The sequence below is a fragment of the Hafnia sp. CBA7124 genome (genome assembly GCF_002355555.1).
Lineage (GTDB): Bacteria > Pseudomonadota > Gammaproteobacteria > Enterobacterales > Enterobacteriaceae > Hafnia > Hafnia alvei.
In genome coordinates this window covers 1255432-1276851 of sequence record NZ_AP017469.1, presented here as the reverse complement: position 1 = coordinate 1276851, position 21420 = coordinate 1255432, and the positions used below count along the sequence as shown (strand labels likewise).

Here is a 21420-nt window from a genome sequence, read left to right as displayed (position 1 = left end):
CCTCGCTACTTTCACAATCCGCTGAATCTGAAATATAAAATGCCTAAACGCGCTATCAATTCGATTTTCGTATCAATCAAAGCATTTTTAATATTGGATTGCCAATCGAAGCCATACACACAATGCGGGCATACCTTTCCTGTTCTGGAGTCGACTATGTCTTTCTCACATTGTGATAACTTTCCTTTTCATGCCGCAGAGATCATTCGCGCGGCTAAGCCCGGATTCAAACCCCGCATCGCGCTCATTCTCGGCTCTGGTTTAGGCGTATTTGCCGACCAGCTTGATAACAAAGTCGCTATTTCCTATCAGGATCTGCCTGGTTTTCCCGTGAGCACCGTCGTCGGCCATGCAGGAGAGTTAGTGCTGGGCTCCATCAACGGCGTAGACGTTGTCTGTATGAAAGGCCGCGGCCATTTCTATGAAGGCAAAGGTATGGGGATCATGACGCCAGCGGTACGCACCTTCAAACTGCTGGGCTGCGAATTCCTGTTTTGCACCAACGCGGCCGGTTCTCTGAATACGGGTATTCCCGCAGGGAGTCTGGTGGCACTCAACGATCACATTAACACCATGCCTTCTACGCCGCTGGTTGGCCCCAATGATGAACGCTTTGGCCCACGTTTCTTCAGCCTCGCCAACGCCTATGACGCAGACCTGCGTAGCCGCTTACATCAAACCGCCGAGTCTTTATCACTAAAACTGCACGAAGGGGTATTCGTTTCCTATCCGGGGCCTAACTTCGAAACCGCTGCAGAAATTCGCATGATGCAAATGATCGGCGGCGACGTGGTAGGCATGTCGGTGGTGCCTGAAGTGATTGCAGCTCGCCACTGCGGCCTGAAAGTGTTGGCGGTTTCCGCCATCACCAACATGGCTGAAGGCCTGAGCGACGTTGAGCTTTCGCACGAACAAACGCTGAAATGCGCCGCCATGGTGACCGACGATTTTGTCCGCCTGATCGGTACATTTGTTGCGGGCTATGCGCAGTAATTTAGGCCAATAGCGGGCAGCATAAACGTAATGCGAACGTTTAATTGATCGAGATACACGGGGGCTACCGCAGGGTGGGGCGCTCCGGCAGCTAAAGCTGCTACGACCCCATCCCTACGATTCCCCCTAAAATCGAACTTCAGCGGAAGTATTACAGCATAAGCCCGCCTTATTCATTCTCCGGCTTGGAGTTTCGCTATGACAGAGTCATCTTTCTCTCGCGTGAATATGAACGCGATTTCCTACCTCAGTTACTACTTTGTGGGCGCACTGGTTTCTACCTTAGGTATCGTACTTGGCCCGCTGTGCGATGCATTTCATAAAGACTATAGCTTCATCGGTCAGGTATTTACGCTGATGAATCTGGGGATGTTCCTACCGATCATGCTCGGCGGGATCCTAATGAAAAAATGGGGTCTGCAAAAACCATTGGTGATCGCCTCTGCCATCACCATGATCGTCAGTATCCTGCTATTTGTTAGCCCAACGCTTACCGTATTTAGCCTTGCCGTCACCTTGATTGGTGCCTGTGGTGGCGTATTTATGACTATCGGTAGTTATTTGGTGGTTCGTATCAATCCTGAAGAGAAAAACGCTCTTCCAGCCTGATTTTTACCGACTTTTTCTTCAGCTTAGCGGGAGCAACGCTCTCGGTCGTGCTCGCCTGGATGTTTAAACTCGGTGCTAACTGGTTAGCCATGTATGCGATTATGGGCGCAATCGGTGCCCTAATGTTGTCCATCACCTTGCGCAGCCGCTTCCCGACCACCGAAGCACCGGCTGAAACCTCAACGCACGCCGTCCAAACCACGGCAGAACCTTGGGGAGCCGCTATTTATCTGCTCTGCTTTGCGCTGTTCGCTTTCTTATTGGCTGAACCTATTTTCACGCTATGGACACCAACCTATCTGCAAGATCGCTTCCACATCACGCCGGAAAACGCTGCGCTGTTCACGGCCTGCTACTGGTGGGCGAAAGCCACGGGGCTGTTCGTTAACCAGTTCACCGTGAAGTTAATGAAGCTACGCACCTTCCTGCTGGTTTGCGCGCTGATCGGAATGGCCTCCATTTTAGTGATTACCACCAGCATACATACCCAGCTCATCATGGTCGCCTGCGGTGTATTTGGCTTCTTTAACTCCGGATTATTCTCTGGATTGATGAGCTATGGTTCGCTTCAGGTACGCAACAGCCCGCCAACCCTTATCTCTGCCTTGCTCACCTGTGGCACCGTGGGCACATTGATGTTTGCAACCGTGTCATCGCTGATGAATTCCTACTTCGGGCTGCATTGGGCATTAGGCACCGCGGCAATTTCGTATGGTTTGTTGCTGATTGCGTTATTGGCCGCCATCGCACTCAGCCGTGCTGAAAAAATCTCTCATGCCAAAGCAACCCAAGCCTCGGCCTAACGATATTTTTCTGATGATTTGACTCCCTCCAAGGCGGTCTGCATCATGCAGTACTGCCTTTTTTCATTCAGGTGCCTCATGCCAACCACGCCCATTTCTCAACTCCCCCATCACGGACACAGCAACGGCCGTATCAGTCTGCGTATGTTGCGCTATTTTCAGGTATTGGCGGATGAGCTGCATTTTGGCCGCGCCGCTGCGCTGCTGAACATTTCCCAGCCGCCGCTCAGCACGCAGATTAAAGAGCTGGAAGATATTCTTGAGGTGAAGCTACTCGAACGTAACAGCCGAAAAGTGGCTTTAACGCACGCTGGGCGCGTGCTCAAGACCGAGGTCGATCGCATTTTGAGTGCCACCGAAACCTCATTGAATTATGTGCGTCAGATCGGGCGTAATGAAAACCAGCATTTGAATATCGGTATTATCGGCACCGCGCTGTGGGGCGCACTGCTACCCGCGCTAAAATCATTTCGCATGGATTATCCCCACGCCACGTGGACGTTGCATGAGCTGCCACAGCAGCGCCAAATTGAGCAGATCATGCAGCACACCATTGATATCGGCATCAACCGAAATGTAGCCGTAGAGTCCACGCCCAATATTTGCTATCAGCATATTGCACGCGAATCGGTCATGGTTGCGTTGCTCGAGCACGATCCTTTATGCCAGTTCCCTAGCCTCGACCTCATGCAGCTTGCCGAACGCCCGTTTATCTCGCTCCCATTTAGCCACAGCGATTTTGCCCAACAGCTTTATGATTACTGCGTGCAAACCGGTTTCTATCCGCTCATTGCCCAACAGGCCATGGAGCCGCAAACGGTGTTGGCGCTGGTCAGCGCAGGCTTGGGTATCGCGCTATTACCGGAAACCTGCTCGCTAATTCACTGGCCAGGCGTGACGTTTGTTCCTCTAAAACAGCAAATCCCCGCCGATCTCTATGCGCTCTACCATCGAGAACTGCAATCACCTATTGCGCACGCCTTTCTACAGGCATTGGGACACATTGCAGCCTAACGGCGAGAAAATAGACTCTTTACGCTATTTAGGTTATAAGAAGCACTCTAATTGCGATCTTTTTAACATAAATCATTTTCGATATTGGTCAAAAGTTGTATGATCGCGCGCTTTGCAGATCCGCCCTGCGGAATCACTGTTAGATGCTCTACGTCCTTGAGACCACACCAAGACCGTGGGTGTCAATCATCACCATAGCAGTGCTGCATTTTATTATTTTCTGTTAAAGGCGACCTTAGCATGCAATTACCAAACTGCCCGAAGTGCAACTCTGAATACACCTATCAGGACAACGATATGTACATTTGCCCTGAATGTGCTTACGAATGGAATGACAGCGCACCGGCAGAAGAAAGCGATGAACTGGTGGTGAAAGACGCCAACGGCAATCTGCTGGTGGATGGCGATTCCGTCACCGTAATCAAAGATCTGAAGGTAAAAGGCAGCTCGTCTATGCTGAAGATCGGCACCAAAGTGAAGGGTATTCGTCTGGTTGAAGGCGACCACAACATCGATTGTAAAATCGACGGTTTCGGCCAAATGAAGCTGAAATCTGAGTTTGTGAAAAAGAGCTAATATTCTTATCTCCGTTGTTATCAGACAAATACCGATAGCAACGGAGTGTTTTCATTACTGCATTACGCTTTTACGCTGGATTAGGGATATCAATAAACTTCACATCTAATCCATGTTCCGCCGCTAACCACTCGCCTAACGCACGAATGCCACCACGCTCTGTCGCATGATGACCCGCCGCAAAGAAATGCAGCCCCATCTCACGTGCGATATGAATGGTTTTCTCTGAAACCTCGCCGCTAATAAACGCGTCAACGCCAAACTCAGCGGCCTGCTCAATATAGCTCTGACCACCGCCGGTACACCACGCAACGCGACGGATCTCCTGCGGCGCATTGTCTCCGCTGTGTAGCACGGCATGCTGCAGCTTACGCTCCAAACGGCCAATCACCTCACCTGCGCTCATCGGTTGCTCAAACTCACCGTAAGGCAGTAAAGGGTCGATCATCCCTAATAGCTTGATTTTCATCACACGCGCCAGCTGCGCATTGTTGCCCAGCACCGGATGGGCATCTAACGGCAAATGATAGCCATACAGGTTAATGTCATTAATCAGCAGCGTTTTCAAACGATGACGACGCATACCGCGCACGGTTGGCGCATCGTTTTTCCAGAAATAGCCGTGGTGCACCAAAATAGCATCGGCCTGCTCTGCCACGGCGGCGTCGAGTAGCGCCTGACAGGCGGTCACACCGGTAATGACTTTTTTAATTTCCTGTCGCCCTTCAACCTGCAAACCATTGGGTGCATAGTCACGGAAATCATTAACGCTAAGATGCTGATCGAGCAGTTTTTCCAGTTCAATATTATTCATAGTGTCTAGTCACAAAAATTTTGATTAATCATTAGAAAACGGCTTTGTCGCCCTGTTGCATAAACATAAACTTCACGCCCAATGAATTCCCTGCGCTCAGCTGTTGCTGAATCAACGCTTGCGGATCCTTCCCCGCCACCAGAGTGGGTTTAATATGGCTAATCACAATCGGCAAATCTTTCAACGAACCTGCGCCGCCGCTGTATTTCTCCAACTGAGTCAGCTCGGAAAGCAGTAATTTTGGCGTCAGATGTCCAAGCAGTTTATTGTCTGGCTGCGCGTCATCATAGGACGTTTCAATAATCATCCCTTTTAGCGCTTTTTGCTGGATAAGCGGCCCCAAAACACGCCAAATCGCATCCAGATTTTTAGAGCGTTCTACGGCATCAGCGCCGGTATCGCCAAAGTAGGCAAAAGACTCTCCACGTGCGCTGATCAACAGCATCGACGATGCCGTTCCATTATGACTCAGCGGGTAGATCACCCCGCGCATCGGCGTTACGCCTAGCGTAAAGGTCTGACCGACGCGCGGCGAATTAATTCGATAGGTACCTAATCGTTCACCGTTGCCTGCATCGCTAAAGTTTGGCCAGCTTTTCCAGTTGAAATAGTGGTTATGCAGCGTATTCGCGCTGTCGGCGAGGGTATAGATAGTCTTCTTTTTATCATCCGGTGACCCCAAAATCAGACCAGCAACGTGATCCAGATGAGGGTGGCTGATGAAATAGGCGTTAATCTGCTCACGAAAAATGTAGCCCTGCGGCGTGAGCGGTGCAGCTTTTTCTGGGGTGACGTCCGGGAAACTCCCTTTTTCAATGCCCTTCGCAATGCCGGGTAAAGTGCTCCCCGCATCTAACGCGATATATCGGGCATCCCCCTCGGTGCGAATAAGGTAGGAGGTCAGGTTATCTCCCGATAATCCTCCCTGAGTGCCTAACGCCACTACGTCAAAACTGGCCCAGGTAAATGCGGAATAGCCCGCCAGCACCACAGCTATGAGTGTCTTTCGCATTTGTTATGTGCTCCTTGCAGTAAAAGCGGCTGGAAATATCAGCCCGCGCCTCGCTTAGCCTCTTCAAACGCTTGAAGGGTTTGCTTACGTGCAACGGCATGATCCACCAGTGGTTCAGGGTAGTCTAACACGCGACCTTGTTTAATCGCCCATTGATGGGGGTGATGAATATCACTGTCTGGTACATCCGCAAGCTCAGGCACCCAACGACGAATAAAATCGCCCTTTTTGTCAAAACGCTCGCCCTGCGTGGTCGGGTTAAAAATACGAAAATAGGGGGCCGCATCGGTTCCCGAAGATGCCGCCCACTGCCAACCGCCGTTATTCGCCGCCAAATCCCCATCCAGTAGTTGAGACATAAAATAGCGCTCTCCCGCTCGCCAGTTTATCAACAGATCTTTAACTAAAAAGCTGGCGACAATCATGCGCAGTCGATTATGCATCCACCCCGTTTGATTTAATTGCCGCATCGCAGCATCCACAACCGGAAAACCCGTTTTCCCAGCTTTCCATGCCGCTAAATGATCGCCGTCACCGCTCCAGCGCACATTGTCCGTCCACGCAATAAACGGCTTATGTCGACAGAGCTTGGGATAAGCCACCAGCAGGTGGCGATAAAACTCGCGCCAAACCAGCTCATTGAGCCAAACAAAGGCGCCGCTTTGATCGTCTTCCAACGTTTGCGGACACTCAGCCAAAAGCCGGTTAAAACACTGACGTGGCGACAGCACGCCGATAGCCAAATAAGGCGACAGGCAACTCGTGCCATCAATAGCGGGAATATCACGCTGCTGCTGATAATCCTGCACGCGTTCTCGGCAGAAACTCCGCAAACGCTGTAACGCGGCGTCTTCTCCCGCAGGGAATAGTGACGGGTCGGGTTGCTCGAAGGGATAATCAAAAGACACTATCGGCAGCCGTTCAGCGTTACCCGCTCTTGGTTTGGGGGCAGGCAAACAGCGTGCATCTGAATGGGTTAAGCGTTGTAAGAAAGACTTACGGAAGGGAGTAAACACCTTATACATTTCGCCGCTACCGGTCACCACGCTACCGGGTGGCAGAAGCAAACTGTCATCAAAGGCATGCAGCCTGCACTTTCCTTGCAGTAACTCACCAACACGGTCGTCACGGCGTCGCTCATTCAGTTCATATTGGCGGTTGTAAAACAGGTCGGTGACGTCGTTTTTCTGGCAAAAATCACTGAGCCACTCAACGCTCTCGGCAAAATCAGCGCATTGATGAGAGAAAAGAGGAATGTTTTTTTCTGCTAGCGAGGCGTCTAGGCAGTGCAGATTTTGCTGAAGAAACGCCGCCTGACGCGGCGCCATATCATGCTGCTGCCACTGCTCAGGCGTCGCGATATAAACCGCGATCACCTTAGCGTGAACATCCTGACAGGCCGCGTGCAGCGCACGATTATCCGTTATCCGTAGATCGTTACGAAACCAAACTAAATGTGTGGCAGTCATTACACGTCCTTGTCAATGCTAGTGGCCATACCGCAAACGCAGTACTTCAGGATAAGGGTCGAAATAACGTTGCCCGGCTAAATAGCTGTCTGGATATTCTTTGAGATAATGGCGTAGCAGCGTGATCGGAGCCAACAACGGTTGGGTTCCCTGCCGATAACGCAGGATCAGATCGGCCAACTCCTGCCGCTGGCTGCTGGTGAGCTGGCGACGGAAATATCCCTGAACGTGCTGTAACACGTTGGTATGATTACGGCGCGAGGCTTTATGCTTGAGCAAAGCCATAAAACGATTTCGATATTCGTGCGCGTATTCATCTAAGGATTCCCACTGCTCCATCGCCGCAACAAAACGCCCCAGTTCGCGATATTCCGGCTGTGAATGAGCCAGCAGTGAGAGCTTATAGCGGCTGTGGAAGGCCACTAACGCACCACGGGTTAAACCGTTTTTCCAAAGCTGGTTAAACTCGTGTAGCGCGTAAATACGCTCAACAAAATTCTCTCGCAGTTCAGCATCATATAACCTGCCGTCCTCTTCTACCGGCAGCCAAGGCATATGCGCCATCAGCTGCTGGGTGAAAATCCCAACCCCACTTTTACGCGCTTCATGCTCGGTATACACCTTCACTCTTTCCATGCCGCAGCTGGGCGATTTCGCACAGACCAGATAGCCGCACAGATGTTCAAGGCTCGCCACTTTCTGTTTGGAAAACTCACGCATTTTTTGCGTCACATCCCCTTCGCCATCGCGGCTGTTAACCAAAGCCACATCATCGCCCTGTTTGATCAAACGAAGGGTTGGGCGTGGCGACGGTAAACCAATCGCCATCTCAGGGCACACGGCTTCGAAGCGCACAAAGGGTGACAGCTCATCCACCGCAAACGGTAATCGTTTATGGCCGCCATCGAAACGCACATTTTCGCCCAGCAAACAGGCACTCACACCAACGGGTATTTTATCTGACATCGCGCACCTCTATTTATTGATATTTATGGGTTGTGCACTTTCAGTGTAGGTGCAGAAGAGAAGGAATTACACCAAGAAAAGATAGGGATATGGACAATCGAAGTTAAACCAGATGCAGAAAATTGCTTTTAATGGTTCCAGATAACAAAAAACCACCTGCATTGAGGTGGTTTCTTCACGTTTGCCGTCTCGCTAGCAGCGATTAATAAAAATCAGCGGTGACCTGCTCCGACTGCGCCAACCAAACCGGCTTATCGCTGGTTTTAGACCAAACGCGGTGCAGATAGCTATAAAAACGTGCGCGATCGCTGCGGAATAACATCACTGGCAGAGCCAAAACACCGGCAATAACAACGCCACAACGACGCAGGAGAATGCGAGATAATGAATACTGTTGGTACATTGAGTCCTCCTTAAAACGTAGCTGTTTCCCTGAAGGGAGCACTAAAGCAGCGGACGTTATAAATTAAAATGTTTCAAATTTAAGTTTGCCTGTAATCTGAACAAAATATTACCCCATCCGCTGAAAGTTTACCACTCATCCGACCACTATATTTGCTGTTTTTTTCGCCTTTATTGTACCTTTATGTAATTTTGTTACTTTATGGTTAAATAAAAACTTAACATTAGTTATTTTATTGATACTTTTATTTAACATTTTATTTCGCTTTTTATTTCACTATGAAAAATAGCCATTCAGAAAAGCTTCGCTAAACAACGACGCATCAAGCAAACGCAGCAAACACACTTCGCGACCATTAAATAAATACAGCACGAGCCATGGATAGCCCCTGAGGATCCGCAATTCAACCGGGCCCAGCTCTATCGCGAGATTTTTTAACCGCCGATTTAATTCAGGTTCATCCGTTTGCTGATTTAAAACCAGTTTTCCTGAACTCGGGAATTGCTTCAAAGGTAGACACAGCATTTTCCAGACAAAAAAAGCCTGATCTTTACCGCTGGCCTGTAGCCTTTTTAGTTGTCGGTTAAAAGGTAATGCAGATAGCAACTGCGCCGTTGGCGAGCGCTCGGCAGTCGCCCCTTGCCGAGACGCATTCACCGCATCACACACAAAGCGTTGGATATCCTGTTGTTGCAGAGCAGCCTGCGCCTGCTGCAACACCGCATATAAAAATGTATTTATCTGATAAACCGGCAGCATCCCTTCTTTCCTCATCACTCCACGAATTTGCCTCACCCTAGTGGCAGAAGAAAAACGATGCCAGCTGCTCCCATGAGATTTGCGAAACGCATTCCACGCTTTTTCACTAAACAACATGGCGCTTGCAAAACACTCAGACATCGACTGTTTTTCCATCATTTTTATACTTTTTTTACACCCATCCCCTGCCTTTTTACGCTATTTATTCCCTAAGTTACCTAGGCTAAGCAGTATCAAAAATGCCTTTGGAGAGGTTGTATGAATATCGGGGTGATTGCCTGTGCAGTCCTAGTTGTATTGCTGCTGGCTTATCTGATTTATGCATTATTTAACGCGGAGGAATTCTGATGGCTGCTTCTGCGTTTCTGATGATCGCGGTATTTCTGCTGGTGCTTTTTGCCTTGGCGTTGCCTTTGAGCAGGGTGTTGGCTCGCCTGATCGATGGCGAACCCTTTGTTGCCCTACGCGGCATTGAAAACGGTTTTTGGCGTTGCTGTGGGATCCAACCGCAGGAAATGAGCTGGTTACAGTATTTGCTCGCCATTATTGCCTTCAACCTACTGGGTATTTTGCTGCTCTTCGTTCTACTCATGGCACAGGGCATCTTGCCGCTGAACCCACAGCAGATGCCGGGGATGTCTTGGCACCTTGCGCTGAATACCGCCGTGAGTTTCGTGACCAACACTAACTGGCAGGCATACAGCGGCGAAAACACCTTGAGCTATTTCAGCCAAATGGTTGGATTGAGCGTACAAAACTTCCTTTCTGCCGCAACGGGAATTGCCGTGGTCTTTGCGTTGATCCGCGGGTTTGCTCGCCACTCGGCAAGCACGCTAGGAAATGCATGGGTCGATTTATTCCGCGTGACGCTTTACGTTCTTCTGCCGCTGTCGCTCATTCTGGCGCTGTTTTTCGTCAGCCAAGGCGTGCTGCAAAACCTGCATAGCTATATCACGGTGCATACGCTGGAGGGCGGTACTCAGCTGTTGCCTATGGGGCCGGTGGCTTCACAGGAAGCGATTAAATTACTCGGCACCAACGGCGGCGGTTTCTTTGGTGCAAACTCAGCGCACCCATTCGAAAACCCAACCGCACTGAGCAATATGGTGCAAATGCTGGCGATCTTCTTAATCCCTGCCGCGCTCTGTTTTGCCTTCGGACAAGCGGTGGGAGAAAACCGCCAAGGCCATACGCTGCTATGGGCCATGAGCCTGATTTTTGTGGTGGCCGTTATCGTGGTGATGTACGCCGAGCTGCAGGGAAACCCGCATTTATCCGACTTTGGCGCAGCCAGCAATTTCAACATGGAAGGGAAAGAAACACGCTTTGGCATTCTGGCAACGGCGATGTATTCCGTTGTCACTACCGCCGCATCCTGCGGCGCGGTGAATGCGATGCATGATTCCTTCACGGCGCTCGGCGGCATGGTGCCCATGTGGCTGATGCAGATCGGTGAAGTCGTCTTTGGCGGCGTAGGTTCTGGTCTCTACGGCATGCTGCTCTTCGTGCTGCTGACGGTATTTATTGCCGGTTTGATGATTGGCCGTACACCTGAATATCTCGGCAAGAAAATCGAAGTTTTCGATATGAAAATGACCGCGGTGGCCATTTTGGTTACTCCTGCGCTGGTGCTGATTGGCTCTGCCGTCGCGCTGATGACCGATGCAGGCCGCGCCGGCATTCTTAATCCGGGCGCTCATGGGTTCAGCGAGGTGCTTTATGCCCTCTCTTCAGCAGCAAACAACAACGGCAGCGCTTTCGCCGGTCTGAGTGTGAATACGCCGTTCTATAACGTTCTATTGGCGATTGCCATGTTCCTTGGTCGCTTCGGCGTCATCATTCCGGTGATGGCGATTGCGGGTTCTTTAGTCGCGAAAAAACGTCAACCCGCCGGAAACGGAACGCTACCGACTCAAGGCGCACTGTTCATTGGACTATTGGTTGGCACCATTTTATTGGTCGGCGCATTAACGTTTATTCCGGCGCTAGCTCTGGGGCCGGTAGCTGAACACCTGCAAGTTTGGTTACCACGTTGAGAGATAAAATAATGACTCGTAAACAACGCGCGTTGTTCGAACCAAAACTGGTCCGTACCGCTATCAAAGATGCTGTTAAAAAACTCGATCCCCGCGTGCAGTGGCGCAATCCGGTGATGTTCGTGGTGTATTTGGGCAGCATTCTCACCACCATTATCTGGATCTCCATTCTCAGCGGGCAAAGTGACGGCAGCGCCGCATTTACCGGAAGCGTGACGATTTGGCTTTGGTTCACGGTTCTGTTTGCTAACTTTGCCGAAGCTCTGGCAGAAGGGCGCAGTAAAGCTCAGGCCGAAAGCCTGAAAGGGGTGAAAAAAACCAGCTGGGCTAAAAAACTGGCCTCACAGCAACATGATTCACCGCAGGAAAAAGTGTCGGCTGACTCTCTGCGCAAAGGCGATATTGTGCTGGTTGAAGCTGGTGACACCATTCCCTGTGACGGTGAAGTATTGGAAGGCGGTGCCTCGGTGGACGAAAGCGCGATTACCGGTGAATCAGCGCCGGTCATTCGCGAATCGGGTGGCGACTTTTCCTCCGTCACCGGCGGCACGCGGATTCTGTCGGATTGGCTGGTGATCCAATGCACCGTTAACCCTGGCGAAACCTTCCTCGACCGCATGATTGCGATGGTTGAAGGCGCTAAGCGCCGTAAAACCCCGAACGAAATCGCGCTGACCATTTTGCTTATTGCCTTAACGCTGGTGTTTTTACTGGCTACGGCAACGCTGTATCCCTTCTCGCTATTTAGCGCGCAGGCCAGTCACGTTGGGGTTCCGGTCACCATTACCGTACTGGTTGCCCTGTTGGTTTGTTTAATCCCAACCACCATTGGCGGCTTGCTGTCAGCCATTGGAGTGGCGGGTATGAGCCGTATGCTGGGCGCAAACGTCATTGCCACCAGCGGACGCGCCGTGGAAGCCGCCGGTGACGTCGATGTGCTGCTGTTGGATAAAACGGGCACCATCACGTTGGGCAACCGTCAGGCGACCGAATTTTTGCCCGTCCCCGGCGTGAGTGAGGAAGAGCTTGCTAGCGCGGCGCAGCTCGCTTCGCTGGCCGACGAAACGCCTGAAGGTCGCAGCATTGTGGTGCTGGCAAAGCAGCGTTTTAACCTGCGCGAACGTGATTTAGCTAGCCTAGGTGCAACCTTTGTGCCCTTCTCGGCGCAAACCCGCATGAGCGGCGTTAACGTGCAGGGAAGAATGATCCGCAAAGGTTCAGTGGACGCAATACGCCGCCACGTTGAATCTAACCAAGGCCACTTCCCACGTGCGGTTGATGAACGCGTAGAAAGCGTTGCACGTACCGGCGGCACACCGCTGGTGGTGGCAGAAGATGGGCGCATTCTTGGCGTGGTGGCGCTAAAAGATATCGTCAAAGGCGGCATTAAAGAGCGATTCTCCGAGCTACGCCGCATGGGTATCAAAACGGTCATGATTACCGGTGATAACCGCTTAACCGCTGCGGCTATCGCGGCCGAAGCTGGTGTGGATGACTTTCTGGCGGAAGCGACGCCCGAAGCCAAATTGGCGCTAATCCGCCAGTATCAGGCCGAAGGCCGCTTAGTAGCCATGACCGGCGACGGCACCAACGATGCGCCAGCGCTAGCACAGGCCGACGTGGCGGTCGCTATGAACTCAGGTACTCAGGCCGCTAAAGAAGCGGGCAACATGGTTGATTTAGACTCTAACCCAACCAAGCTGATTGAGGTGGTGCATATCGGCAAACAGATGCTGATGACGCGTGGCTCGCTAACCACCTTTAGCATCGCCAATGACGTGGCGAAATATTTCGCCATTATTCCTGCGGCCTTTGCAGCCACTTATCCTCAGTTGAATGCGCTCAACGTCATGCACCTAACGTCACCGGCGTCGGCCATTATGTCAGCGGTCATTTTCAACGCGTTGATCATTGTGTTCTTAATCCCGCTGGCGTTGAAAGGCGTGAGCTATAAACCGCTAAGCGCCAGCGCATTGCTGCGCCGAAATTTATGGGTTTATGGCGCAGGCGGGCTGTTAGTGCCGTTTGTCGGGATCAAACTGATTGATATGTTGCTGACCGTTTGTGGCTTGGCTTAGTTCATATAGAACCGCTCAAAAGAGCAATAATACTTAACATCCCCAAAATAATTGGAGTGGTATCAAGGCGGCAAGCGAGTTCATCCCGATGAGCTTACTCTAGTAAGTGATTCGGGTGAATGAACGCAGCCAACGCAGATACCGCTTCAAGTATGAAGGGGAAAAGGATTAGATAATGTCACTACTACGCCCCTCTATAATGATGATGCTGATTTTGACCGCCATCACCGGCATAGCCTATCCGCTGCTGACCACGGGGTTAGCGCAGGTGATGTTTCACTCTCAGGCCGAAGGATCGTTGATTGAACGCGATGGTGTCATCGTGGGTTCACGTTTGATTGGCCAAAACTTTACTCAGCCTAAATATTTTTGGGATCGTCCATCAGCGACCGCTGACACAGCCTATAACCCACAGGCTTCCGGCGGCAGCAATTTGGCGGCATCCAACCCGCAGGTGGATAAAAATTTACAGGCGCGTGCAGCGCTATTACGTCAGGCGGATCCTTCAGCGCCAGTGGCGATTCCGGTCGATCTGATGACCAGCTCAGCCAGTGGTTTAGATCCCCACATTTCACCGCAGGCGGCTTATTATCAGGCGGCACGCATCGCCAAGGTTCGCAATTTGCCGCTGGCCAGCGTTGAGAAGCTGATCGCCGCTAACACAAAATACAGCCTACCGCAGTTTATTAGTCAGCCGGTGGTTAACGTATTAGAACTGAACATGGCACTGGATGCATTATTGCCCCACAATGCATCTAACACGCATTCATAACGCCACCAGCCCGATCATAAAGAGAACGACATGCTAGACGATGAAGAGCTGCGCCGCCCCGATCCAGATACCTTACTGGCTCAGGTTTGTGAAAAGCCACGCGGAAAACTAAAAGTCTTTTTCGGCGCCTGCGCTGGCGTTGGCAAAACCTACGCAATGCTGCAAGAAGCGCAACGTCTTCGCGCTCAAGGCTTAGACGTGCTGGTCGGCGTGGTGGAAACCCATGGCCGTGCGGAAACGGCCGCACAGCTTGAGGGGCTGGATATCCTGCCCCTCAAGCGGATTCACCATCGCGGTCGTCAAGTGCGGGAGTTCGCGCTCGATCAGGCGCTGGCTCGCCACCCAGCGCTGATCCTGATGGATGAGTTGGCGCACAGCAACGCCGCCGGTTCGCGTCATCCTAAACGCTGGCAAGATGTCGAAGAGCTGCTGGATGCGGGCATTGACGTGCTCACCACCGTGAACGTGCAGCATCTTGAAAGTCTTAATGACGTCGTCGGTTCCGTCACTGGCATTCGCGTGCGCGAAACCGTGCCTGACCGCATCTTCGATGACGCCAGCGAAATCGTGCTGGTGGACTTACCGCCAGACGATTTACGTCAGCGTCTCAACGAAGGGAAAGTCTATATTCCTGGGCAGGCAGAACGCGCCATCGAGCACTTTTTCCGTAAAGGAAATTTGATTGCCCTGCGTGAATTGGCGCTGCGTCGCACCGCAGACCGCGTTGATGAGCAAATGCGCGAGTTTCGTAATAGCCAAGATAAAGAACGCGTTTGGCATACTCGAGATGCCATTTTACTGTGCATTGGCCACAACGTTGATAACGACAAGCTAGTTCGCACCGCATCTCGATTAGCTGCTCGCCTTGGCTGTATTTGGCACGCGGTTTATGTAGAAACACCGCGCCTGCATCGATTGCCTGAAAATCAGCGACGAGCCATTTTGCGCAGCGTTAAGCTGGCACAAGAATTAGGTGCAGAAACCACCACGCTATCCGATCCCAATGAAGAAAAAGCCATTCTGCGCTACGCCCGTGAACATAATCTCGGCAAAATTATTATTGGCCGACGCAATAAGAAAGAGCGGCGTTGGTGGTGGCATGAAAGCTTTGCTGACCGGCTAGCTAAACTCGGGCCTGATCTAGACTTAATTATCGTCGCCGTTGAAGACAAGCCTCGCACCACCAGCAAAGAGTCCGATAGCCGTCCTTTCAGCGAAAAATGGCGGATACAAATTCGCGGCTGTCTGGTTGCCATTGCGCTGTGTGCACTGATTACACTGCTGGCGAGAATGATTTTCCCCAATTTCGATCAGGCCAATATCGTTATGGTCTATCTACTGGGGGTCGTGATCGTGGCGCTATTTTATGGCCGTTGGCCCTCCGTGCTTTCCGCCGTGGTTAGCGTTGCCAGCTTCGATCTGTTTTTCATCCAACCTCAGTGGTCGTTCGCCGTTACCGATGTTCAATATCTCGTGACCTTTGGCGTGATGCTGACCGTCGGGATCGTGATTGGTAACCTAACCGCCGGTGTACGCTATCAGGCACGGGTTGCACGTTATCGCGAGCAGCGTGCGCGCCATATGTATGAGCTGTCTAAAGCCCTGAGCAATGCCATCACTAATGAAGATATCGCTCGCAGCGGCAGCTATTTTCTTAACAGCAGTTTCAACGCACGGACATCAGTATTAATTCCCAGCGATGATACGCCGTTAGTTCAGGTGACGCCGCCGCAGGAAGGAGTATCAGGCGTTGACTTTGCTATTGCGCACTGGTGTTTCGATAAGCAGCAACCGGCGGGAGCAGGCACCGATACGCTACCCGGTGTTCCCTACCAGTTGTTACCTCTTAGCACTTCCCAACAGACCTTTGGCGTGTTAGCTATCGAACCCATGAACATGCGCCAATTGATGGTGCCGGAACAGCAACGCCTGTTACAAACCTATGCGGTGATGATTGCCAGCGCGCTTGAGCGTTTGCATCTGGCCCAAACGGCGGCGAGCGCACGTATGGACACCGAGCGCGAACAGCTCAGAAACTCGCTGTTAGCCGCCCTTTCGCACGATCTGCGTACCCCGCTCACCGTGTTGTTTGGTCAGGCTGAAATTTTAACGCTCGATCTGGCCGCTGAAAAATCGCCGCATGCCCAACAGGCTAATCAAATCCGCCAGCAGATCCTCAATACTACGCGGCTGGTCAATAATTTACTGGATATGGCACGTATTCAGTCCGGCGGATTTAACCTGCGCAAAGAGTGGCAATCGCTAGAAGAAATCGTCGGCAGCGCCGTTAATACGTTAGAACCGATGCTGAACTCACATCCGCTCGCGATTGATTTACCCGCAGATCTTCCCTTGGTGAACTGCGATGGCAGCTTGATTGAGCGCGTGATACAAAACTTGCTAGAAAATGCAGGTAAATATGCCGGATTAGAATCACCGTTGGCGATTCGGGCCAAAGCTTCAGAGGATTGGTTAGAAGTCGAAATTGAAGATCGCGGCAACGGTATTCCTGCCGAGCAGCTACAGCTGATATTCAATAAATTTACCCGTGGCGATAAAGAGTCGGCTATTCCTGGCGTCGGCTTGGGCTTAGCCATTTGTCGTGCCATTATAGAAGTACATGATGGTAAAATATGGGCGGAAAATATTGCCCAAGGCGGTGCCTGCTTCCACTTCACCCTACCGCTAGAAGCACCGCCTGACATTGAAGATGAGCTTAATCATCCCAGTTCTTGAGAAACAGAAAGCGGCAAAACAGAGAGATAACGTGAATCAGACTCCGATAAATGTGCTCATCGTTGAAGATGAAAAAGAGATCCGCCGCTTTGTCAGGTCTGCGCTTGAGAGTGAGGGCTGGCGAGTTTTTGACGCCGATACATTGCAGCGTGGGCTTATCGAAGCGGGCACACGCAAACCGGACCTCATTATTCTCGATTTAGGCCTGCCGGATGGTGATGGTCTGGATTTTATCCGCGATTTGCGCCAGTGGAGTTCAATTCCGGTGATTGTGCTTTCTGCTCGCAGCGAGGAGTCGGACAAGGTGCTGGCGCTAGATGCCGGAGCCGATGATTATCTGAGTAAACCCTTTGGCGTAGCGGAATTATTGGCACGCGTACGCGTCTCTTTGCGCCGCCATGCTCAGCAAAATCAGGAAAGCCCGCTGATTCAATTCTCAGACGTTGAGGTGGATTTGATCAACCGCCGAGTCTCTCGAGCCGGTGAGGATTTGCATCTCACCCCATTGGAGTTCCGTTTACTGACCGAACTCATCGCCAACGCGGGGAAAGTACTTACGCAGCGCCAGCTGCTTAGCACGGTTTGGGGGCCAAACTACGTTGAGCACAGCCATTACCTGCGGATCTATATGGGGCATTTACGGCAGAAACTAGAAGCAGAACCAGCACGTCCTAAGCATTTACTGACTGAAACCGGCGTGGGTTACCGGTTTATGCTGTAATTGTTAGCCTTCTTTTGCTTCTTCGGCGCTCTCACCGCGCTTGATACCTTTTAAGGTCATCATAAAAGCGCGGAATGAATCACGCAGATCGTCAAACAGCGGGTGTTTACGGTTCTCCAACAGCGATTCAGAAAACAGTTTTAACCCAACGGCAAAGGCCTTCGATTTATCGCCGGTGAACGGCAAATCGTCTCGGGCACCCAATCTTTCGACGATAGATAAAATCTCATCATGATTTTCAACTTCAAAGCTGATTGGCGCTTTATCAATCGGTTCGCCTTTGCGATCGGCAATCGGCTCTACGGTGATGCGATAGCGGTATCCAGGCATAATATCCCCTCTCTGAACATTTTTGATAATGATAATTTTTATCACATTCAAGCTGGTTGGGCTTCACATTTTGTGTAGCCGCTGTAACCGCGTTGAGTCTGCCGCAAGATCTTTCATCTTTTTTGGCTAGTTCATGTTTGAACAATATGGACAATGAAAAGAAACGGGGGCAATGAAAAGACACAAAAAGCACCGACGTTTCGGTGCTTTTTTTTGCCTTTACCTCCACACTGCACGTAGCATAGAAAAAAAGGCAAAGGTGACTTATGACTCAATGGCTGCGAAAACTCGCTCTCTGGTTGGGAATTATTCCGACGACCACCTATGCCTATCCCGCGCTTGATATCCATCTGCAAGGCGGCATTCATCTGCATCTGGTGGGAAGTATTCATATGGGCACTGAAAACATGTCGCCCCTGCCCGCGGCATTAATTCAGCGTCTTAAACGCGCGGATGCGCTGATTGTTGAAGCAGACATAACCCAAGCATCGCCCGCATTTGATACTGCTGAAGTTGCTGAGGCTTTGGAGTCACAGCTTTCACCTGAGCTTTGGCAGCAAGTTTTACAGCGCTGTCAGGAAACCGGCATTCCTGCTAACGCGATTCAACATTATCCGGCGTGGCGTACGGCGTTGACCCTACAGGCACAGCAGGCACATCAGCTCGGTTTGCGCTCTGAATATGGTATCGACTATCAAATGCTGCGTTTTGCCCAGCAAACGTCGCTAAAAACTATTGAGTTGGAAGGCGCCGATACTCAGATGGCGCTGCTGTATGCGCTGCCCGATAACGGGATCGTCCTGTTAAAAGACACCTTGGCGCACTGGCATACCAACGCACGCCTGCTGCAAATGCTGATCGGCTGGTGGATTTCACCGACGGAATCTATAGCAACGACAGAGCTACCCGCGACCTTTAGTGACGATCTTTATCAGATTCTGATGGGCGAACGAAATCACAAATGGCAAAAAATGTTGCTCGCCCTACCGGCAGGAAATTATGTGGTGGCGGTAGGGGCATTGCATCTTTACAGTGAAGGAAACCTGCCCGAGCTGCTGGCACCGTATGTGATTCATTAGGCGAAAAAAATGGCCAATATTTCTATTGGCCAGTCAAAGAGGAATTTCATTATTATCGTTATGCTGTAAGCGCAAACATGGCGTTTACTCTTACAGTTTCATACATAGATTAACAATCCAGCAGTGATTCTGGCAATGGTTATTCGCCAGATGGTGTCTCGCGTATGCATATAACGCACGAATAAATAACTCTCCGAAACTGACTCCGCGAAATAACAGCGCTATCATTGCGTGATTCGTCATCGTAGAGGCTTAGAAAATGACTCCCGCAGTTCTTCTTCTTGAAAAAAACAAGGTTCCTTTTACCCTCCATCAGTATCACCACGATAGCGACGAAACTAATTTCGGCGATGAAGTCGTCCGTAAATTGGGTTTGAACGCCGAACAAGTCTACAAAACCCTGCTCGTTTCGCTCAACGGTGATAGCAAGAATTTAGCCGTGGCGGTTACACCGGTTGCCTCAATGCTGGATTTAAAAAAAGTCGCCAAAGCGTTATCGGCTAAAAAAGCTGACATGGCCGATCCTCAGATAGCTCAGCGCGTAACAGGCTATCTGGTCGGCGGCATTAGCCCACTTGGGCAAAAGAAACGCTTGCCTACCGTGATCGACAGCGGCGCTCAAGAGTTTGCTACGATCTTTATTTCAGGCGGAAAGCGCGGTCTGGATATCGAACTTGCAGCTCAGGATCTTAGCCGTATGACCAGCGGCAGCTTTGCGGAAATTGCCAAGCGAGATTAACGAGCCCCGCATGCGGCAAGACTCGTTAAATATTTAAGGCAGGATTAGTTTTGAGTATTTAGTTTTTGCACTTCAGCCTTGGCCTTCGCCAACTGAGTTTCAAACGCTGGATTATTATGCAGAGTGGCAACAACCGCGCTTCCAACTACACGCGCAGCATTGACGTCGCTCTGCCAGTGATAACCGCAGATCACACGGCTTTGCCCAAGCTCATAGCCACGCTTGAGAATTTCATTCTGTCTTGCAGGATTCACTTCCGCTAGCACCAGCGCCACTGACCAGCCGATCGTGGTATGGCCCGAAGGATATGAACCGTTGGTGGAGAGCTCTTTTTCATCTTCTGGGCGACAGGTTGCTTCCTTATAGAAAGCAAAAGGACGCACACGGTTATAGTGCTGCTTCGCAGAACGCGTTGCGTATTCACCCGCATCTTCTTTCATCGTTGTAATCAGCGTGAACGTTTCAGGGGTTTTTTCTTTAGAAATTGGGATGCCAAAAGCGGTGGAGAAATTTCTCGCCAAGCTATCTTTAGACACATCGGCATCATCATAAGCCTGTTTACCACGCTCGGTGCTGCGCAGCGCTTTACCTTCATCGTAATGAGCTTTATCGCTCAAGAAATCAATGCTGGTGTAAGACGGCGGCGGTGGTAGCAGCTTTAAGCTGTCGGGGGCTTGTTCATATTTAAGATAGTGATCGTCGGCAGCCATGCCGTAACCAGAAACTAATAAACCAACTAACGTCGCTAAAACAATTTTCTTCATCAGTGTGTTTCCTCCTTTTTTGGCATCTTAATCACTCTTATTTCATCTGACCGTGACAGCGATAACATTTGCGCCACAAATGAGAATAGATATTTGATAACTAGAGTAAAAGTGCTGAAAAACAGAAGATGACAACCCTCAGAAACGCAAAAACCCGCACAAGGCGGGTTTTTGGTTCGCGGTAACTCAGAGGTTACTGCGATGGCTGTTGGCTATTACAGCGCAACAACGTTTACTGCTGATGGACCTTTAGCGCCGTTCTCGATAGAGAACTCAACTTTTTGGCCTTCATCAAGAGTTTTGAAATCGTTGCTCTGGATTGCAGAGAAATGTACGAATACATCTTTGCTGCCATCTTCAGGAGAGATAAAACCAAAACCTTTACCAGCGTCAAACCATTTTACTAAACCAGTCATTTTATTAGACATAGATACTTCCTTTATTTGTTTTGTGTGCCGCCATGATTCAAATAAATCGTGCAGCGAAGGTGGTCGTCTTCAAAGAGTTACTTATTGAAAAGTTCTTACTTAGCACTTAGGAGAAGACTCACAAGAAGAAGAGGTATCTATGCGGATAGCGCTTGAACTGAGGACTGCTTTACTAAAACTGCGTTCATAAGGTCTGTGTTTCAAACCGATGACGCTATTTACTCACACCCACCCTTGCTTATCAAGAACTATTTTCAAATAATAATTTTCTCATCTAGACGGCTAGACTGGTGGAAGTTTAGATGAGGACGATATTTGC

20 protein-coding genes and 1 pseudogene are annotated in these 21420 nt (G+C 50.6%); 12 read left to right on the top strand and 9 right to left on the bottom strand.

What is annotated here, in order from left to right:
• Positions 1-156 precede the first annotated feature (156 nt).
• The 4 genes and pseudogenes from xapA to CPY98_RS05905 all read left to right on the top strand — a co-directional run bounded on the left by xapA (position 157) and on the right by CPY98_RS05905 (position 3995).
• Positions 157-993, top strand: coding sequence for a xanthosine phosphorylase (gene xapA / locus CPY98_RS05920; RefSeq protein WP_043491878.1), 837 nt, complete (start codon positions 157-159; stop codon positions 991-993).
• Positions 994-1191: 198 nt separating this feature from the next.
• Positions 1192-2405 (top strand): annotated as a pseudogene (gene tsgA, locus CPY98_RS05915) (MFS transporter TsgA).
• A 78-nt stretch (positions 2406-2483) separates the two neighbouring features.
• Complete coding sequence (locus CPY98_RS05910) at positions 2484-3419, top strand: LysR family transcriptional regulator (protein ID WP_096386762.1); 936 nt, start codon at positions 2484-2486, stop codon at positions 3417-3419.
• A gap of 240 nt (positions 3420-3659) precedes the next feature.
• A complete protein-coding gene (locus tag CPY98_RS05905) occupies positions 3660-3995 on the top strand; it encodes a zinc ribbon domain-containing protein YjdM (RefSeq protein WP_025800696.1) in 336 nt (111 codons plus the stop codon).
• A gap of 70 nt (positions 3996-4065) precedes the next feature.
• Here the strand turns inward: CPY98_RS05905 and CPY98_RS05900 are convergent, their stop codons facing one another.
• The 6 genes from CPY98_RS05900 to CPY98_RS05875 form a co-directional block, all read right to left on the bottom strand.
• Positions 4066-4809 carry a type 2 GTP cyclohydrolase I gene (locus CPY98_RS05900; RefSeq protein WP_096386759.1) on the bottom strand — a complete coding sequence of 248 codons (744 nt, stop codon included), beginning with the start codon at positions 4807-4809 and terminating at the stop codon, positions 4066-4068.
• Between the two features lie 31 nt (positions 4810-4840).
• Positions 4841-5821, bottom strand: coding sequence for an MBL fold metallo-hydrolase (locus CPY98_RS05895; RefSeq protein WP_043491874.1), 981 nt, complete (start codon positions 5819-5821; stop codon positions 4841-4843).
• A gap of 38 nt (positions 5822-5859) precedes the next feature.
• Positions 5860-7290 (bottom strand): deoxyribodipyrimidine photo-lyase, encoded by a 1431-nt coding sequence (phrB, locus tag CPY98_RS05890; protein ID WP_096386756.1) that lies wholly within the window; start codon positions 7288-7290, stop codon positions 5860-5862.
• Between the two features lie 18 nt (positions 7291-7308).
• The gene (locus CPY98_RS05885) at positions 7309-8256 is read right to left on the bottom strand and encodes a 2-thiouracil desulfurase family protein (RefSeq protein WP_025800692.1); all 948 of its coding nucleotides are present in this window, start codon (positions 8254-8256) and stop codon (positions 7309-7311) included.
• A gap of 202 nt (positions 8257-8458) precedes the next feature.
• Positions 8459-8659, bottom strand: a complete 201-nt coding sequence (locus CPY98_RS05880) for a YbfA family protein (RefSeq protein WP_004096533.1) — start codon at positions 8657-8659, stop codon at positions 8459-8461.
• A 276-nt stretch (positions 8660-8935) separates the two neighbouring features.
• A complete protein-coding gene (locus CPY98_RS05875) occupies positions 8936-9559 on the bottom strand; it encodes a hypothetical protein (protein WP_231899437.1) in 624 nt (207 codons plus the stop codon).
• Between the two features lie 117 nt (positions 9560-9676).
• Here CPY98_RS05875 and kdpF point away from each other — a divergent pair, with 117 nt between their 5' ends.
• The 6 genes from kdpF (at position 9677) to kdpE (ending at position 17761) form a co-directional block, all read left to right on the top strand.
• Positions 9677-9766, top strand: a complete 90-nt coding sequence (gene kdpF, locus CPY98_RS21085) for a K(+)-transporting ATPase subunit F (RefSeq protein ID WP_038502049.1) — start codon at positions 9677-9679, stop codon at positions 9764-9766.
• Positions 9766-11454: a potassium-transporting ATPase subunit KdpA gene (kdpA, locus tag CPY98_RS05865; RefSeq protein ID WP_096386753.1), complete on the top strand. Its 1689-nt coding sequence runs from the start codon at positions 9766-9768 to the stop codon at positions 11452-11454. The genes kdpF and kdpA overlap by 1 nt, the downstream gene beginning before the upstream one ends.
• Before the next feature lie 11 nt (positions 11455-11465).
• Positions 11466-13532 (top strand): potassium-transporting ATPase subunit KdpB, encoded by a 2067-nt coding sequence (gene kdpB / locus CPY98_RS05860; protein ID WP_025800688.1) that lies wholly within the window; start codon positions 11466-11468, stop codon positions 13530-13532.
• Positions 13533-13707: 175 nt separating this feature from the next.
• Complete coding sequence (gene kdpC, locus CPY98_RS05855; protein WP_096386750.1) at positions 13708-14304, top strand: potassium-transporting ATPase subunit KdpC; 597 nt, start codon at positions 13708-13710, stop codon at positions 14302-14304.
• Positions 14305-14334: 30 nt separating this feature from the next.
• Positions 14335-17040 carry a two-component system sensor histidine kinase KdpD gene (gene kdpD / locus CPY98_RS05850; RefSeq protein WP_096386747.1) on the top strand — a complete coding sequence of 902 codons (2706 nt, stop codon included), beginning with the start codon at positions 14335-14337 and terminating at the stop codon, positions 17038-17040.
• A gap of 31 nt (positions 17041-17071) precedes the next feature.
• The gene (gene kdpE, locus CPY98_RS05845; RefSeq protein ID WP_043491891.1) at positions 17072-17761 is read left to right on the top strand and encodes a two-component system response regulator KdpE; all 690 of its coding nucleotides are present in this window, start codon (positions 17072-17074) and stop codon (positions 17759-17761) included.
• Between the two features lie 3 nt (positions 17762-17764).
• Here kdpE and CPY98_RS05840 read toward each other — a convergent pair whose 3' ends face one another.
• Positions 17765-18091 (bottom strand): DUF3861 domain-containing protein, encoded by a 327-nt coding sequence (locus tag CPY98_RS05840; protein WP_096386744.1) that lies wholly within the window; start codon positions 18089-18091, stop codon positions 17765-17767.
• 266 nt (positions 18092-18357) lie between these two features.
• Here CPY98_RS05840 and CPY98_RS05835 point away from each other — a divergent pair, with 266 nt between their 5' ends.
• Positions 18358-19170, top strand: a complete 813-nt coding sequence (locus CPY98_RS05835; protein WP_096386741.1) for a TraB/GumN family protein — start codon at positions 18358-18360, stop codon at positions 19168-19170.
• A 259-nt stretch (positions 19171-19429) separates the two neighbouring features.
• Positions 19430-19909, top strand: a complete 480-nt coding sequence (gene ybaK, locus CPY98_RS05830; protein WP_025799902.1) for a Cys-tRNA(Pro)/Cys-tRNA(Cys) deacylase YbaK — start codon at positions 19430-19432, stop codon at positions 19907-19909.
• Between the two features lie 44 nt (positions 19910-19953).
• Here ybaK and CPY98_RS05825 read toward each other — a convergent pair whose 3' ends face one another.
• The gene (locus CPY98_RS05825; RefSeq protein ID WP_043494959.1) at positions 19954-20673 is read right to left on the bottom strand and encodes a phosphatase PAP2 family protein; all 720 of its coding nucleotides are present in this window, start codon (positions 20671-20673) and stop codon (positions 19954-19956) included.
• Positions 20674-20888: 215 nt separating this feature from the next.
• Positions 20889-21101 (bottom strand): RNA chaperone/antiterminator CspA, encoded by a 213-nt coding sequence (gene cspA, locus CPY98_RS05820; protein ID WP_004091792.1) that lies wholly within the window; start codon positions 21099-21101, stop codon positions 20889-20891.
• Positions 21102-21420: the final 319 nt, after the last annotated feature.